Source organism: Candidatus Methanoperedens sp. (genome assembly GCA_027460535.1).
Lineage (GTDB): Archaea > Halobacteriota > Methanosarcinia > Methanosarcinales > Methanoperedenaceae > Methanoperedens.
This window is the reverse complement of the sequence record JAPZAR010000027.1, coordinates 206,067-222,186: the sequence shown is the minus strand read 5'-3', so window position 1 is coordinate 222,186 and position 16,120 is coordinate 206,067. Positions and strand designations below refer to the sequence as shown.

The 16,120-nt window shown below is 46.4% G+C and carries 15 protein-coding genes and 1 tRNA gene; 5 read left to right on the top strand and 11 right to left on the bottom strand.

Annotation, left to right across the window (positions count from 1 at the left end; genetic code table 11):
- Nucleotide 1 precedes the first annotated feature (1 nt).
- The 6 genes from O8C65_12510 to O8C65_12485 all read right to left on the bottom strand — a co-directional run bounded on the left by O8C65_12510 (nt 2) and on the right by O8C65_12485 (nt 5,582).
- Nucleotides 2-439, bottom strand: coding sequence for a HEPN domain-containing protein (locus O8C65_12510; protein ID MCZ7357743.1), 438 nt, complete (start codon nt 437-439; stop codon nt 2-4).
- Complete coding sequence (locus O8C65_12505) at nt 436-855, bottom strand: nucleotidyltransferase domain-containing protein (GenBank protein ID MCZ7357742.1); 420 nt, start codon at nt 853-855, stop codon at nt 436-438. Before O8C65_12505 ends, O8C65_12510 begins: the two co-directional genes overlap by 4 nt.
- Nucleotides 856-923: 68 nt before the next feature.
- Nucleotides 924-2,312, bottom strand: a complete 1,389-nt coding sequence (locus tag O8C65_12500; GenBank protein ID MCZ7357741.1) for an NAD(P)/FAD-dependent oxidoreductase — start codon at nt 2,310-2,312, stop codon at nt 924-926.
- A complete protein-coding gene (locus O8C65_12495; protein ID MCZ7357740.1) occupies nt 2,309-3,379 on the bottom strand; it encodes a formate--phosphoribosylaminoimidazolecarboxamide ligase in 1,071 nt (356 codons plus the stop codon). Before O8C65_12495 ends, O8C65_12500 begins: the two co-directional genes overlap by 4 nt.
- A gap of 81 nt (nt 3,380-3,460) precedes the next feature.
- On the bottom strand, nt 3,461-4,555 hold the full coding sequence (gene dinB / locus O8C65_12490) for a DNA polymerase IV (GenBank protein MCZ7357739.1): 1,095 nt from the start codon (nt 4,553-4,555) through the stop codon (nt 3,461-3,463).
- Between the two features lie 202 nt (nt 4,556-4,757).
- Nucleotides 4,758-5,582 (bottom strand): sugar phosphate isomerase/epimerase, encoded by an 825-nt coding sequence (locus O8C65_12485; protein ID MCZ7357738.1) that lies wholly within the window; start codon nt 5,580-5,582, stop codon nt 4,758-4,760.
- Between the two features lie 141 nt (nt 5,583-5,723).
- Here O8C65_12485 and O8C65_12480 point away from each other — a divergent pair, with 141 nt between their 5' ends.
- Nucleotides 5,724-6,590, top strand: a complete 867-nt coding sequence (locus O8C65_12480) for a cytochrome P460 family protein (protein ID MCZ7357737.1) — start codon at nt 5,724-5,726, stop codon at nt 6,588-6,590.
- A 60-nt stretch (nt 6,591-6,650) separates the two neighbouring features.
- On the opposite strand, the gene arcS is transcribed toward O8C65_12480, so the two are convergent.
- The 3 genes from arcS to O8C65_12465 form a co-directional block, all read right to left on the bottom strand.
- Nucleotides 6,651-8,453: an archaeosine synthase subunit alpha gene (gene arcS, locus O8C65_12475; protein MCZ7357736.1), complete on the bottom strand. Its 1,803-nt coding sequence runs from the start codon at nt 8,451-8,453 to the stop codon at nt 6,651-6,653.
- A 254-nt stretch (nt 8,454-8,707) separates the two neighbouring features.
- Nucleotides 8,708-9,256 (bottom strand): peptide-methionine (S)-S-oxide reductase MsrA, encoded by a 549-nt coding sequence (gene msrA / locus O8C65_12470; GenBank protein MCZ7357735.1) that lies wholly within the window; start codon nt 9,254-9,256, stop codon nt 8,708-8,710.
- Between the two features lie 88 nt (nt 9,257-9,344).
- Complete coding sequence (locus O8C65_12465; GenBank protein ID MCZ7357734.1) at nt 9,345-10,547, bottom strand: beta-propeller fold lactonase family protein; 1,203 nt, start codon at nt 10,545-10,547, stop codon at nt 9,345-9,347.
- Nucleotides 10,548-10,675: 128 nt separating this feature from the next.
- Here O8C65_12465 and O8C65_12460 point away from each other — a divergent pair, with 128 nt between their 5' ends.
- The 4 genes from O8C65_12460 to O8C65_12445 all read left to right on the top strand — a co-directional run bounded on the left by O8C65_12460 (nt 10,676) and on the right by O8C65_12445 (nt 13,180).
- Entirely contained in the window at nt 10,676-11,395 is a 720-nt protein-coding gene (locus O8C65_12460; protein MCZ7357733.1) for a hypothetical protein, read from the top strand.
- Nucleotides 11,392-12,546, top strand: a complete 1,155-nt coding sequence (locus O8C65_12455) for a redoxin domain-containing protein (protein MCZ7357732.1) — start codon at nt 11,392-11,394, stop codon at nt 12,544-12,546. The genes O8C65_12460 and O8C65_12455 overlap by 4 nt, the downstream gene beginning before the upstream one ends.
- A 200-nt stretch (nt 12,547-12,746) precedes the next feature.
- A tRNA-Ile gene (locus tag O8C65_12450) sits at nt 12,747-12,834 on the top strand.
- 133 nt (nt 12,835-12,967) lie between these two features.
- A complete protein-coding gene (locus tag O8C65_12445) occupies nt 12,968-13,180 on the top strand; it encodes a hypothetical protein (GenBank protein ID MCZ7357731.1) in 213 nt (70 codons plus the stop codon).
- A gap of 101 nt (nt 13,181-13,281) precedes the next feature.
- On the opposite strand, the gene O8C65_12440 is transcribed toward O8C65_12445, so the two are convergent.
- Complete coding sequence (locus O8C65_12440) at nt 13,282-14,598, bottom strand: ATP-binding protein (protein ID MCZ7357730.1); 1,317 nt, start codon at nt 14,596-14,598, stop codon at nt 13,282-13,284.
- A 58-nt stretch (nt 14,599-14,656) separates the two neighbouring features.
- Nucleotides 14,657-16,120 (bottom strand): tRNA guanosine(15) transglycosylase TgtA, encoded by a 1,464-nt coding sequence (tgtA, locus tag O8C65_12435; protein MCZ7357729.1) that lies wholly within the window; start codon nt 16,118-16,120, stop codon nt 14,657-14,659.

Genomic DNA, 16,120 nt, shown 5'->3' with positions numbered 1-16,120 from the left:
GTTATACCTGAATTTTATATTTTTTCTTCAGAAAAGGCAATAATATCTCAAAAACTGTTTGCATCCTCTTTTCACTCATTTGTGCGTTATCAACAGTGAATTGTTGGGATGGAATCCAAATTGGCTTATTGCTCCAGTCTGGATATCTCGAGAGCGCCCAATTTTCTTCAAGTGGAATGACAGCATCTTCGAGTTTTGCCATTTTCAAGTTGTCTATTTTATCCTTAAACTCATTCAGGAAAAACGAGAAAATTTCATGTTTAAATATGCCGATTTTACCTTCTGCTGCAAGGCATGATTTTAGCAATTTTTCAACTGCTTGTTGTGCATGATATACTGCGATGCTGAATTTTTTACTTTTAATAAGTATCGATACAGTATCATAATCATTTTTAGCTTCTACAAAATATGCTTCAGCAATATCCAGGTTCCGCGTCAAGCAACCACTTCCCAGTAATCAGCGTGCCTCAGAACGTCCGTAGATACTTTTTGCTCAAAATGTTCCTTTAGTTTAGCGAATGCGCCATTATCGTATAAAATAATACCAGAATCCAGGATATTAAGTATCAGTGGATTTAGAGCATCCAATGCAGCCTCCAATTCTTTGATAGACCCGGTCTTTGGAGAGACCTGACCTATTGTTCGATATAGCCTTTTTCTGAGTCCTATTTCAAGATCTCGCCGCTCCATCCAATTTCCGAATTTCCTGTTCAGGATAATAAGGATATCAATATCAGAATATGTCTGGGCAGTCCCTTTTGCATAGGAACCGAATAAAATCACACTGCAAAGATCCTTCTGAAATACATCTATCAGTTCCGATACAATTTTTTCTGAAACTTTGCGTGAAAGCATATACTCAGCTTTTATTATTATGAGTTTAAATAATTAGTCTTGCCATATATTTTGCAATCTTCAAATATTCACCCCACCTTCTTCAATATTCCCCGCCCTGCGATCACTCCCGTGGCCGAAGCATTCACAATATCCCTCGAAAGCCCCGCGCCGTCCCCCGCCGCGAACAGGTTCTTGACATTGCTTTCCATGTTCCTGTCAACCAGCACCTGCATGGAATAGAACTTGACCTCGGGCGCGTACAGGAGCGTTGAATCCGATGCCACACCGGGTATGATCTCGTTCAATACCTCAAGACCTTCTCTTATATCAGTGACGATACGGTGAGGCAGAGCCATTGAGATATCCCCTGGCGTAACATCCTTCAGGGTATTTATTACCACATTCTTCTTGAGCCTCTTTTCGGTACTGCGCCGACCCCTGCGCAGGTCACCCATCCTCTGCAGTACGGGTTTCCCTCCGCCGATGGTTGTGGCAAGTTTGGCAATGCTGCGCCCGTAGCGCACGGTATTCTCCATGGGCTCAGTGAGCTCAACTCTCACGATAAAAGCAAAATTTGTGTTCTCGGATTCCATATTCCTCATGGAGTGGCCGTTCGTGGCTATGAACCCTTCGTACTCTTCCTTGACAACGAAGCCGTGCTCATTTGTGCAGAACGTCCTGACAAAATCATCGTAGGTCTTGGTCTGGATGTGGAACTTAGGGTCGCGGTTTATTTTGGTTATGGGGTCCATAACTATTGCGGGTACTTCCACCCGCACACCGACGTCAATGGGTGCATATTTCGCCCCAATTTTGTGCCTATTCACGATCTCGTCCACCCACGAGGCGCCAACCCTTCCCGGCGCTATCAGGGTAAAGCGGGAGCGTATCTCTATTCCGTCATTCAAAACAACACCATTGCATGTTCCATTCTCTATGATGAGATCTGCCACCTTTGTATTGAGGAGGAATTCAATCCCTCTCTCTTCCAGGTCTTTCTCGAAGTTGCCTATCACCTTCGGGGCGTTATCTGAACCCATATGTCTCTGGATGATCTCAATGAATCTCGCTCCCACGGCAGCGGCACGGCGTTTCAACTGCTCCACCTCGTTTCCTTTCGGAATATACAATTGTTCGGGCGCTCCGTATCTCACGAACACCTTATCCACATGGTCCACAAGCTGCCATGCATATTCGGTGTCACCTGTCTGCTCTGCAAGGTCCCCTCCGATATCGGGGCGCAAATTCAATGTTCCATCGGAGTACGTCCCCGCACCTCCCACGCCGCACATTATATCGCACGGGTCGCAGTGGGTGCAGATGCCCCTGCGCTTCATCTTGCATTCCCGCTCTTTGATATCGCGTCCCTGGTCTATGATAAGCACGTCCAACTTTCCCGCAAGCTCATCTGCCGCGAACATGCCAGCCGGCCCTGCACCCACGATCACAACGTCGTATTCCGTTTTCCGGGTCATGAGATCACCTCCGAAAGCATATCCGTGTCCCGGGCGATCTTGATCTCCCGCGCTATACGTCTTCCCATGGAGAGTTTTTCCTCCACAAGATCCGAATACGGAGAACCGTTAATGAAAAGATTCGTTCCGGCAACGATGCGTGCTGAGATCTCAAATACTTTCAACTCGAGCGAGTCCGTCACCACGGCCTCAAGACAGAACGGTCCGATCATGCCCCCGAACAACTCAAGTGATTTTTCCACTACTTTTTCACCCATATCAAATATCCTGGGAAGGAGCGATTCCCTCACTATGAGAGGAATGTTCCCCGTGACCACGAACGTGGGATATATCCCGGCTTCGGCAAGTTCCGTGGGTGAACCGATCCTGAATATCTCATCTGCGTTCGATTCCACGCGCCTGTCGATCCCCAGCAGTTCAAGCGTACCCTTGCTCAAAGCATATCCTTCCTGTTTGATAGGCGAGTAAAAATAATGCATGTAATAACGCGTTCCGAGAACGAATTCCTGAATGGTATATTTTTCAGAAATGTTGATCCTTTTTTTGAAATCGGAATAATTCTTTACAACAAAGAAACCCATCCCGCCTTTTGCCCCGTAGTACTTTACCATCATGGGCGAGTCGATATCCTCCGGGTTTTTTATCTGCCTTGGCATTTTTATTCCTGCGGATTCAAGCCAATTCCGGCTCATTTCCCTATCTGATTCCCATTCAAGCACCCGGCGGTTTCCGTAGGTGGGTAGGTGCAGTTCCTGGAAATTGGTGGCACCCAGGTATTCCACAAAAGAGCCGTGAGGGATAATTATGGCGTTCTTTGCTCCAAGTTCTTCTGTCTTTGAAAGGATTTCCTTATAATCTTTGACGATGAAAAATTCATCGGGCTTTGCCTTTGGAAAAGCATCATAGAACTTGGGAGGCGCGCCCATGCATATGCCGATAGTCTTGAAACCTTCTTTTCTTGCGCCATCGAATATCTGGAGGCTGCTGTGCGAACAGACAGTGGCGATAGCCAGATCATCCTTATCGTAACCTTCCAAAATATCAAGAATCTCCTGTTTAGTAATCATTTCGCCTCGTAGTACCCATGTTATATAATTTAGTTGGTTAATTAATCTTGTGGGTACGTCTAAGATTGTAATTCTATATTCCTAAAATTCACCAAGCGTCCTCTGGCCTTTCTCTTCCATCAGATTCGCAGCTTTTACCCCAACCCTTCGAAGTGCTGCAGGATTCTCAGTAAGGAAGGCTCTGGCAAGCTCGCGAGCTTCCGTCCTGATTGTATCAAGATCTTTTGCCGGCGCGCTGAGCGTGTGTGTCTTGGAGTGGGTTTTAAAATCGCTTGTAATCGCCACGAACGAGATGGACTTGAAGCCAAGCTTTCGCTCAATAAGTTTCCTGTACACATCCTCTGAAAGCTCATCTATGGCACTAAAAATAATATGCACATCCTTTGTATCCTCCTTCAACGTGGTTATCCGTCCTATCTGCTCCGTGCCTTCCCGCTCTATCACAGGTGAATCATCTATCCCCCGCGATGCCTGTTTCAACCACATTCCCTTGGCCTGCCCGAATTCCCGGGTGAGTTCTTCTGCCGAAACCATTGAAAGCTCTCCGATGGTCCGGACTCCCAGCTCATTCAATCTCTCCCCCGTCTTCTTTCCCACGCCTGCAATGTCAGTGATCTTAAGCGGTGCGAGGAACTTCTGGATTTCATCCGGTTTCACGACGGTCAATCCATCCGGTTTCCTGAAATCCGAAGCTATTTTGGCAACGAGTTTATTCGGCGCCACTCCTACCGAGCATGTCAATCCCACTTTCTTCCTGATTTCCTCTTTGATCTTCACAGCCAACAATCTTGCTTCCTCATAGTCAGGAACCATTCCGGTGATTTCACAGAAAGCCTCATCCACGCTCTCCTGTTCAAACGTCATGCAATGCCCTCGCAGTATCTCCATCACCTCATCCGAAATGCTGCGGTAAAGTTCCATATTTACCGGAAGAAATACCGCATCCTTAACCATTTTTTTTGCGCGGCTGATTGGAATCCCGGCTTTTATCCCTAATTTTCGGGCTTCGTAGTTGCTCGTGCTCACAGCGCCGCTGTCCCCTCCTCGCCCCGAATATACGCATACCACCACAGGCCTGCCTTTAATCTCAGGGTGTTCCCTTTCCTCGCACTGGGCAAAGAAATAGTTCATATCCGCATGGAGGATTATTCTCTTTTTGGATTCTGGATCAGACATTCGAAGGTAAATAATTTTGAAATACAAAAGAACTTTCGCTGCTCTGTTGATTAAGAAGACCCGGGCATTTCAAGGAGGCCAAAATAAACAGCATCCTGAATGAGCCACAATTTTGCCGGATCTTCATGGATAACTTTGCATTTAAAAGGATATATATTTATCTATTTAATCACGATAATTCATTATGATTCCTGCAGAGATTCTACCCTCCGAAAATCAATTCCAGATGTTCCCTTTCTTTTATCAGTTCCATTATCTTGTCCTCCCTTGAAAGGGGTTTTGAATATACTTTATCATCGATCTCCATCGTAAGGTCTCCATTATAACCCGTATCTCGAAGCGCACTCAGGACCTTGTCCAGTCCTTTTACCATGTGGGAAGGGTAATGCGGCTTTCCATCATGCGGCCCCCCTATATGCACATTGATTATTCTATCGCCCAGTTCTTCAATGAAGGATAGGGCGGTATTGGAGGATTGGATGAAAGCATGGGTTATATCCAGAGTAAAAGAAAGCCCCGGAAAATCGTCCAGAACCTCTTTCATTTCGTCGGGGGTGGAACACATGCTCGATATGCCCGGCATGCTGTTCTCCAGCGAAAGATCCAGATCAAGTGAATCTGCCCTTTTCCCGGCTGTCACCAGGTATTTCAAGAACTTGTCCCAGTCTTCATTTGTGGGAGTGCGATGAACGGTCCTCTTGCCGGGATGGATCGTGACCAGCCTCGCCCCGAGCCTGCTGGCAAGCTCAAGCGACCACAATGTTTCCTTTATCGTGGCCTCGTACACCAGGTCATTATATGACGCCGCGTTCAAATCCAGTATCGGTGCATGGAGCGTGCATCCTTCCGGCATCATGGATATCGCTTCTTCAAGTATCACGATGGACGTTCCATCGTTCCTCACTGCCCAGAAATCAGGGGTCTCTGCCCAGAATTCGACCCTTTTTATCCCGGCCTCCAGCAGTATCTCCATTATTTCATAGACACTGTATTCCCAGAGGAACAGGGATGAACACGAGAGCCTCATTTCAGAAACCTACAATATCATTGGAGACAAGACTATATATTGATTTCAGTCTGCCTAGTTTAATGCATTTTGAGACCTGATAGAAAAATTATTGGAATATTTTAAATATCAGCTTGAATATGATATTATCGGAGGTTAATTTTGATTAAGCGAGGAATGGGATATATCTTAACATCTATTAGTATCGTATTATTGTTAGTAGTTTCAGGTTGTGTGAGCACGCAGCCGATCCCTACAACACCGCCGGGAACACCAGCGCCAGCCACACCAGTGCCCGCCCCTAGAATAGATCGCGTGGGTTTCCCTGAAGGCTATCAGACAAACTTTAAATTATTCTATGTGTTCGACAGGCCAGATAATAAACGGGTGCTCGTGGTTTACGCCAATGACAATGCTTCCTTATTGAAACCAGGCCAGCTATTTCCTTATGGCAGCATCCTGGCCATGGAGACATATAGCACCAAGCAGGACGCTTCGGGCAATATACAGAAAGATGCTGACGGCCACTATATACGCGATCAACTCCAGGGCGTTCTTGTGATGCGTAAAGAACTGGGCTTTGGCGCAGAATATCAAAACGTGCGCAATGACGAATGGGAATATGCGGCATACCGCCCGAATAAAACCGTCCTCGTACCGCCTCAGAATACCTATGCATGCGCTGCCTGCCACCTGGCTGCCCACGACAAAGATTATGTCTTCCAGAAGGACTTGTTCTTTGTCCCTGGAAAGTATGGCGCCTTGCCTGTAGCAGGTCAGAACGAGGTTTTCATCTCCTCGATGAGCTTCAGGCCAGCTACGCTGCAGGTTAAAGCCGGTACCACAGTTAGATGGGTCAATTATGATGTGATAGCACATTCTGTGGTTGAGAACAATCAGTCGTTTGCTTCATCTATACTTAATCCCGGGGATTCTTTCAATCAAACTTTCAGCCAAGCCGGGACTTTCGACTACGTTTGCGGAATTCATCCACAGCTTATGAAAGGTAAGATCGAAGTAAAGGAGTAGAAACGATTATTCTGAGCTGCAAATTTGCAGCTCTTCCAATCCTTGTTACCTGTGTATTCCTCACAACATCTTATTTACGAGCTTTACATGGCGAAGCTCAACTGCGATCCCCCTTGCGCTCTCTTTCATCTCCCAGCCGCTCATCAAGGCTCGCCCAACCCCGAAGACTTTTTCACCCTCCACAATCACTTCGTCGCCGGGACGGATATGAGGATCTGCATCCTGTACGCCGGGCGCGAGGATACTGCTGTGCGGCACGAAATCACCAATCTTCACTCTGTAATAGGGATGATCGCGCAGCCTTAGCCCACCTTCCACCGTCAGGGCGAGAGTGCCGTATTGAGGGATCAAAGTTGCCAGCTGTTTTTCTGCGAATAACTGGAATTTGGGAAAGGGTGCTCTGACAACGGCATTTTCCACAAGCATAACTCCTGCTCCTTTCCCAAACTGGTAATCAGCTGTGGCGCGAATCAGATCAAGCTTTGTTTCCTCTGATGAGCGCTTTCTTGCATTCTCCAGACTGGAAACCGCCTCATTGAGTTTTTCCAGAGAAACACTGGATGTAACCCCTTCATCTGCCGTATAAGCAAATTCCATGCCCAGCTCTCTCTCCACAGATTCGCAAATCTCCCTGTATGCGCCATAGACATGAGCGATTATGTTCTTATATCTGTTTTTCAGAAGATACGACTTCAGACAGCTTCCCACCCACGCCCTCTCCTCAAGGTCCCAGTGCCCTGTAACTGGCGTATCGTAATGTGCAGCCGGGTACATCAGTTCAAGTTCCCGGGGCACCACACCCATGGGCGAGGTGAGGATGACCTCGTGCACGAACTTTCGGTATTTTCCTAAAGCATTTATGAATTTCTGATGGCTGAGGGATATTGAATATGGTTTTTTCGCAGAGCAGGGCAGCAAGACGAGAGTATCAAGTTCTGGCGCATTGTAGCGCTCCATTATCCTTTGGGCAAACCTTCGTATCTCCACTCTGTTAAGCGATTCAGAAGTATTGGCATACAGCGTAACTGACCGGAAAATCGGTGTACTTTTTTCAAGGAATGCCTGCTCGGCATCAATAAGCCGGAGCGCCGCTGTGAGCCAGGGGCGTGCCCTGCATTGGCGCTCTATGTACTCGCGAAGATGCCCGGCCCTGATATGCTCACGGATGGTGCGCATTTCCTCGACGAGTTTATTTGAATTATGCTGCGATAGCAACTCGGCGCGTTCTTTTTTTGGTAACCTGATGAGAACCTGCGGTGTATTTGCATAACACGCAGGGCAGACGCACGGGAATTCATGCAACCTGTCAAGATGGAATTCGCCTGAGTTCGTAAGGTAAATGTCCTGGTATGCCTTGATTATCGGCAATGTTCCATCCACAAGATCAACACCCAGATATACCAGCATCGATAGATTTTCAGGTGTGGCCAGGGCAGGGGCATAGAGCAGGGAGTCGGCGCGCGTATTTTCTTTGAGCCTGATTATTGTCTCAACGAGTTCGCGAGGTCTGTTCTCAAGTTGCTTTGCCGCGCCTAATGCGTACAGGTCTGATATCGGATATTCAGTAGCGGAGGGATGGATGACAATGCTCTGGTGAGTGAAGTGCGGCGCACCCGAATTCTGAAGCTCTCTTACGATTTCCTCCCGGGTATGCAGGGGCACTGACTTATGAGGGATAATGATTATCTTCTTGGCATCCGGTTCAATGGGTGCGGTCTTATTCCACAGGGAGCCGGAATCGAATATGGGGCTGTCTGCTTTGCCAGGATCGATGATTGCGGGGGTTGAAAGCTCCCTTTCCAGAAACAGTTTGCCAATCCTGGCTGCTGTGTCGCGATGTGTGATTTCGAATATTTTGGTCATAAATTTTAAAATCGATATCAACCGCGGATGAACGCGGATGAACGCAGATATTTGTTAATTGTGGTGCTGTTAAGGTGAGGGCTTTATTTAAATCTGAGCTTGGGTACTAATAAATTGAACACAATTTGACGGGTCATAGGATTAATGAATGTCTGCCATATCGTCACACTATTCAAATTATTGGCCGGCCACCACAATAAGGAGTGAATAAGGGCATGAGGCATGCGAATTGAAAATTTGATTGAAGATCAACATTACCTCTTGAGCTTAGCAAGAAATTGCTTGCGAAATTTGGCTACCTTTGGGGCAATCACTATGCGGCAGTAGGGTTGGTCAGGGTTGTGCTCAAGATAATCCTGGTGATACTCCTCTGCTGTGTAGAACGATTTGAACGGCGTGAGCTCGGTTACGATCGGCGCATCCCAGATTTTTGCAGCCTCGACTTCTGCAATCACCTCTCTGGCAACCTTTTCCTGTTCCGATGAATGATAGAATATCACCGAGCGGTACTGGGTGCCAATATCCGCACCCTGGCGATTCATTGTAGTTGGGTCGTGGATCGTGAAGAAGACCTCCAGAAGCTCTCTGAACGAGATAATCTGGGGATCAAACGTGATCTGGACAGCCTCGGCGTGGCCTGTTGTTCCGGTGCAGACCTCGCTATAGGATGGGTTGGGCGCACTGCCCCCGGAGAAGCCTGATACCACTTTCTCCACACCACGCAGTTCGTTGAAGATGGCCTCCAGACACCAGAAACATCCGCCGGCCAGGGTTGCGATTTCGCTTATGTTGCGTTGATGCATAGATGAAGCCTCATTTCGCTATGTGTTATTACCAACTTCATCTATGCCCCAGGTTTCAATCCATGAAGGCAAGGTCTACTGGCCTCCATTAGCGAGCCGCCAGACCATTGGCTCCGCCGGGTACACTAACCGTCGTCACCGGTGTAAGGCTGCCATCTGGATTAACCCGGAAGCCAGCAATTGTGCTAACTCCGAAGTTCAGGCTATACAGAAACTTGCTGTTCTTACTTAAGGCCAAGTCAATATTTCCTGTGCCGGGTGTGCCTGCGATCGAATCGAGAAGGGAAATCATCCCTGTTTTGCCGATTTCGTAACTCGAGATAGTGCCGCTATGTGCATTATTTGTATAGGCGAACTTCCCATTTTTAGTTACTACAACCCAGCAGGCCGCAATCTGGAAATCCGGGATGGAGCCACTTATTGTGACCAGATTGCCATGATCATCCACAGCGTACGAAGAAAGAGCATTGGAAGCAGCTTCACTAACAATTAGATGTCCTTTTTTATCAAATGCGAACCCAAATGGTGTTGCGCCATTAGAAGCATGTGTCATAGGTCCATTCGCAATTCCTTTTTTATCTACAGTATACGTATCGATGATGTTGGAGGATTTCTCCGTGACCACTAACACTTTTCCATCGGGATCAAAAGCTATCTCCGCAGGACCAACAGCTATGCCACTCAAAGGTCGGGTAGATCCGGGAATAAGTGACAGCTTGCCTTTATTGCTCAGATGGAAACCTGCAATATTACCGGATGCTCCAGCATTCAGGACGTACACCAAATCTTCATGGATTGCGATGCTGATTGGCTGGATTCCACCTGAACTAACCTTGTCTGTAAGCATCAAGCCTTTGGGTTTCACCCGGAAAACAGAGGTATCATTGCTTCCTGCATTGACTACTAAAAGCAAATCGCCTTCTTCGCTGAGTACCAGTCCGCCTTGGCTACCAAGGCTGCTTCCCGTCCCCATACCATTAGTTGAGAAGGTACCGGAGAAGATTAATGTACCATCGGCCGCCCGGTCATAACGTATCACCTCGTTGCCTGCTGCCGCATTAGTCATGGTATACACAGCTCCATTTCCGTCGTCTGCCGCGGCAGCAACCGGAGAAAGAAACGCAATCGTTCCGAGAGCCAGCAACGCCAAAAATGCCAACGCTACTGCCTGAGATATTGACCATGCACTCTTACCCCAATTGGCTCGAGTCTTATTTCCAGGTATACAATGCTTAGAAATTTGGATGTTAGATAATTCCAGCTTTTCTATATATCTTTCATTACTAACCATATTCTCACCCAAATGACATCGTTTTTAATCATGAATAAAGCTTTCGTCATCTACCCATAAATTCTTAATTACCAGCATTCGCCACAAAGTTTTAAGTAGCAATGCAGTCAATAAATTATTGTTAGTGTATGGTCGAGATTTCAATTGTTGTTGCGTTCATCGGGGGATTGATATCCTTCCTATCCCCCTGCATGCTGCCGGTCATCCCAGGATTCCTGGCATATCTGGCCGGGGTGTCGATTGGCGAATCGAAATCGAAACGCAGAGATATTTTTCTCAACAGCGTATTTTTTGTTCTGGGATTTTCAGTGATATTCGCAGCCCTTGGTGTTCTGCTAAATTCTATCCTGGCGAGAGCTGCATACGATGTCCAGATATGGCTTGCACGGATCGGCGGCAGTATCATAATCATCTTCGGACTTTACCTTGTCGGGCTCATTGAGATACCATTTCTTGAGAGAGAGTATAAATTCAAAGTCGGGAAATTCAAATCAAAATATCTCACATCTTTCTTATTTGGATCTGCCCTTGCAGCCGGATGGACACCCTGTGTAGGTGTCGCATTCGGCAGCATCCTGGGCCTTGTTGCTATAGAGCCGGGACTTGCATTCTATCTTCTGCTTTCGTATTCGCTGGGGCTTGGTGTTCCTTTCCTTATTGTGGGGTTATTCACATCGCAGGCATCCAGTTTCATCGCCAGCGTAACAATTCGCCATGCAACATTGTTCAAATATATCAACGTGGTTTTCGGGATCATACTTATCATTCTTGGCATCCTTGCCTTTACCCAGAACCTGAATCTTATTGCTAATTTTGAGCCTCTCAATCGCTACATCTTACGACAATGAAAACAAAAACAATCACTCTCATCCTGGTTCTTATTGCGATTGCCTCGGCGATCACATATTTAGAGTCGCTGAAACCTGTGAGGATATCACCACAGGAAGCTGTGATCCGGCCTAACGTCGCAGCAGGAAACTTATCGAACGCCGCACAGGAAGAAAGAATTCTCAATAGAGATAAGCTGGCAAAATATCCATTCGCCAAGGAAATTGTTAATCCTTCCGGCTATATCAACACGGATAAGATCACGGTGTCTGAGCTTATTGGCAAGAAGGTCATTCTTATCGATTTCTGGACATACAGTTGTATCAACTGCCAGCGGACCATACCCTATCTCAACAGCTGGTATGAAAAGTACGGGGATAAAGGGCTTGAGATCATTGGAGTGCACACCCCTGAGTTCCTCTTTGAACAAAAATATGAAAACGTGCTTGCTGCGGTGAACAAATTCGGCGTTAAATATCCTGTGGTTATGGACAACAATTATTCAACATGGACCGCTTACGGCAACCTCTACTGGCCTCATAAATATCTCATCGATATAGATGGGTTCATAGTCTATGACCATATTGGCGAAGGGGCATACGATGAAGCGGAGCAGAAGATCCAGGAACTTTTGCAGGAGAGGATGGCGGTTTTGAATATAAATGAAAAGGTTACCACTCAAATTTCAAAGCCTGCAAGCGCAGTGGATGTTGATTTTACAAAAGTGGGAAGCCCAGAGGTTTATTTTGGTGCGGCCAGGAATACATATCTTGGCAATGGAATGCCTAATATGGTTGGGATTCAAAACCTTTCCGAACCCGCAGAAATCAATATCAACACCCTCTATCTCGTGGGAAGCTGGAATTTTCAGGAAGAATATGCTGAAAATGAAAATCCACAGGCAAAGGTCATTTTCCACTATAACGCAAAGAGCGTTTATTTTGTGGCAAGCGCAAAAGACGGTGCGATAATCCAAATTTTTCGTGATGGCAAGCAGCTTGGAAATGAAGCCGGAGCAGATGTTATGAACAAAAATGGTTCAAGCATCGTTAATGTGACCGAATCCCGTCTCTATAAACTCATTGAAGACCCCACAGGTTATGGCGAACATACGCTTGAGATCGTTATAGAGAACCCCGGTCTTCAGGCATTCACTTTTACTTTCGGTTGAGCGCCTTAAAGAATAGAGAAACAGAAGGGCGCAGGCATCATGCATGCGCCCCGGCAGTCTAGTTGTAGACTGATGTCTGATTGATCACGTCAGAATATCTTCTATCTTCCCTATTATTTAAGTATTTGCTTGGAAATCCGATAATACTTTCACACCGCTAGGAGATTCTTTAGAAATACTGAAAGCATGGTAGAAATCGTGCCGAGGTAGTCTAGCCAGGTAAGGCGTCAGACTGATAATCTGATAGATCACGTCAGGTCATCGCGGGTTCGAATCCCGTCCTCGGCGCAGTGATCATCTTATTAGAATATCAGATAACATAACAAAAATATGCGCAATTTTAATTGACAAGGTTTAATATGCTAATTTACACAATTATCTTATAGTCGAAAAATAATTGTATGGTTGAATAGGAGTAACTATGGACAGTATAGAAATAAGTACCATCGTTCTTGCTATTGCCACGGCGGTACTAGCCGGCGTTACAATATGGTATGCCTATTCTACAAATGAAATTCTTGAAGAACAGAGAGTTGCTAGAAAAGCAACGGTAATTCCAAAAGTATTTGGAAAATTAGAATTCCTTGCCCCTACTTTTTTAGTGCTGAGAATTGAAAATGTCGGGAAAGATTGAAGACTACATTAAGAAAATAAGCGAAACTCTTGAACAAATAAAACAGAAATTAAAATAACCATCACCGTGTTACAACCTCTTTGCATCAGCCCTAATACCCCTCACTCCCTCACCAGCCAGCACCACAGCGGCACAAACCTCACCCTCTTCCCCTCCCTCTCCTCCTCCCCAAAATAATCATCCGTCACAACAATCCCCTCCTCAACCTCAACACTCCTCATAGCCTCCACAAGCCCCGCCACCTCCCTCTCCTTCGTCTTAGCATCATTGATATCCCAGCATACCTGGATCAACTGCTCCACCTTCATGCCTTCCATTACAACAAAATCAACTTCGCCCTTTCCCTTCCAGTAATAAACCTTCTTCCCCCTTCTCCTGAGGTCAATAAAAACAAGGTTCTCGCAGAGCCTCCCGATATCCTGTGAAAACCTGAAAGACACGGTATTTCTCATCCCCGTATCGATGAAATAAACCTTCTTTGGATTTTTTATTTGCTCTTTCAGTGAGTATGAAAATTTAGCAACCTGAAACGAAAGATAGGCTTTTTCAAAATAAGTAAGATATTCCCTGACTGTATTCTCATGGGTTCCTGCAAGTTCCCCGATATTATGGTAGCTCACAGCGTTTGAAATATTCCCCATTACAAAATAGGCTATCTCTTCAAGTTTATTAGCGTGCCTCACCTCAAAGCGGGGAACGATGTCCCTGTATAGGATATCCTTATAATATTCTTTTAAAACAGCCTCCCTCTGCGATTCATCAAGAAAAACAACCTCGGGGAAACTACCCCATTTAAGCACCTCGTCAAGATGATGCCTCAGTGTGTCCTTTATCCCGTAATTCCTCACATAAATCTCTCTGGGGTCAGGCGATACGATTATATCTTCACCCTTTGCTTTCAGTATTTCCCTGAAATTAAAGGGAAATACCTCAAACTGAAGGTTTCTTCCAGTCAGGAGCGTTGAGAGTTCAGAGGATAACAGCGTAGCATTCGAGCCTGTTATTATGAACCTTATACCTTCCTCCATATCGTAGGATGCTTTTATCCACTTCTCCCAGTTTGGAACGTTCTGGATTTCATCAAACAGCAAATACTTTATCCCTTTTGGGTTTTTAAGCTTTAAGTAATCCCTGTAGAGGGTTTCGATGCCATTAGGATCGGTTATTAATCTCAGGAAAACGGGATCATCGAAATTCACATAGAGCACGTTTTCGGGCGGTAATTTTTTTAAGAAAACGTCCACAAGTTGAAAAAGTAGATAGGATTTACCTGACCTTCTGACCCCTGTTATTACAAGAACGTATTTTGTTTCAAGAAATTTCAGAACCTCGAACTTGATATCCCTCTCTATGCCTGTGGGAAATTTTTCGCCCCTCCAGTGCCGGTTCTGCCTGATAATTATCTCTTCATAGGTCATTATCAACAATATAGTATTGATAATTCTTAAATCTTTCGCACTATATTATATATAGCCCTCAAATGCGCCCATCTTCTCTTTTTGTTATCAACATAGCTCTTTGCGCGATTTCTTCCATCAGTGGATGCTCCCTCTCATACACGAACGTGAACTCAGCCTCATGATTCGCCTCAATCAGTTCAAGAGTATTTTGAAGCGCGACCGTCAGCGCCTCATAGTCCGGTTCATCGATCACCTCGGCATTGAAGGGATACGTTTCCTTGAGTTCAAGCGGATATGCGCCAAAGGGTGCTTTGAATTCAAGTACCCAGTCGAAATCTTCCTCTTTTTCAAGCCTGTGTTCCCTGATCAGGACTTTCCCCCTGAGATCGAGATTCCTGAGCTTTTTCCTGCACCTTGATATCTCAGGTCTCTGCGCCGATTCCGGCCCCCCGTAAAAGAAGGTGGATCTCGATACTGGCTGGAACTGTTCTATCCAGTCCGAGTAATGGAGCGCGCGCTTAAGCCCGTTGAGGAGCTGGGGATGTGACCTGCACCGCTGCTCCACAAGTTCCCAGAGGCTCCCTTCTTTTATTGCCTGCTTGACTTCGCGCATCTCTTCGAAGGTCGCGTAGAGATTATGGCGCGCGAGCAGTTCTTCCCGCTTTTCGCTTTTCATCAGCTTCCCCGCGTCATGGGAAATACATACAGGGCATGAGCATGGCAGGTACTGGAGCTTATCCAGATGATACGTGCCCCTTACTGTCATGTACCGCCCCTCTTTGGCATAGAGGGCATATGAGGCAGAATCGAATAGATCACAGCCAAGCGCGACCGCCAGGGAGAACATCGCAGGGTGTCCAGCACCAAAAAGGTGGACCGGAGCTGAAGGTGAGAGTCCTTTTTTCGATGCCACGATAACGTCCACGAGGTCTGAATAGCGGTAATTTTCCATCAAGGGAACAACTGCCCCAAGCGGATAAATGTCGAAATCAAGCTGGCTCAACTCCCGCGCAGCGCGCTCACGCAAATCAGGGAATGTAGATCCCTGCACAGGTCCGGCCAGAAGCATATCCTTTTTTAAACCCAGGGCTTCTTTTGCTCTCTTTTGGGTTATTTCAAGTTCCGATTCGGCCCGCTCTCTGGATACATCCGGAGGCGTGGGAATATCCAGCGGAACGCCGATATCAGAGCCTATCTCCTGCTGGAATTGGACTATTTCCTTATTATTCACTTCCACTTCACCATAAACAGATAACTGGTAGGACCCAGAATCTGTCATTATCGGGCCGTCAAAACCCAGAAGAGAGTGCAATCCCTCTCTCAGGGCGCGCTCCCTGAGCTCCGGTTTTCGATAAATGATATAGGAATTCGTTATTATGATTTCAGCACCTATGTCCCGGAGTTCATCGGGCCTGATAGTCTGGATATTGGGATTGACAACCGGCATAATAACAGGTGTTTCCACCGTGCCATGCGGCGTTTCAAGGCGCCCGATGCGACCGCAGATGTCCTTGTTTATAATTTCGAATATTGGGGGCAT

Bases quoted from the DNA above. Each gene is read 5' to 3' on its own strand.
- O8C65_12505 (MCZ7357742.1), bottom strand. From the start codon at position 855: ATGCTTTCACGCAAAGTTTCAGAAAAAATTGTATCGGAACTGATAGAT.
- O8C65_12500 (MCZ7357741.1), bottom strand. From the start codon at position 2,312: ATGACCCGGAAAACGGAATACGACGTTGTGATCGTGGGTGCAGGGCCG.
- O8C65_12495 (MCZ7357740.1), bottom strand. From the start codon at position 3,379: ATGATTACTAAACAGGAGATTCTTGATATTTTGGAAGGTTACGATAAG.
- dinB (MCZ7357739.1), bottom strand. From the start codon at position 4,555: ATGTCTGATCCAGAATCCAAAAAGAGAATAATCCTCCATGCGGATATG.
- O8C65_12485 (MCZ7357738.1), bottom strand. From the start codon at position 5,582: ATGAGGCTCTCGTGTTCATCCCTGTTCCTCTGGGAATACAGTGTCTAT.
- arcS (MCZ7357736.1), bottom strand. From the start codon at position 8,453: ATGACCAAAATATTCGAAATCACACATCGCGACACAGCAGCCAGGATT.
- msrA (MCZ7357735.1), bottom strand. From the start codon at position 9,256: ATGCATCAACGCAACATAAGCGAAATCGCAACCCTGGCCGGCGGATGT.
- O8C65_12465 (MCZ7357734.1), bottom strand. From the start codon at position 10,547: ATGGTTAGTAATGAAAGATATATAGAAAAGCTGGAATTATCTAACATC.
- O8C65_12460 (MCZ7357733.1), top strand. From the start codon at position 10,676: ATGGTCGAGATTTCAATTGTTGTTGCGTTCATCGGGGGATTGATATCC.
- O8C65_12455 (MCZ7357732.1), top strand. From the start codon at position 11,392: ATGAAAACAAAAACAATCACTCTCATCCTGGTTCTTATTGCGATTGCC.
- O8C65_12445 (MCZ7357731.1), top strand. From the start codon at position 12,968: ATGGACAGTATAGAAATAAGTACCATCGTTCTTGCTATTGCCACGGCG.
- O8C65_12440 (MCZ7357730.1), bottom strand. From the start codon at position 14,598: ATGACCTATGAAGAGATAATTATCAGGCAGAACCGGCACTGGAGGGGC.
- tgtA (MCZ7357729.1), bottom strand. From the start codon at position 16,120: ATGCCCCCAATATTCGAAATTATAAACAAGGACATCTGCGGTCGCATC.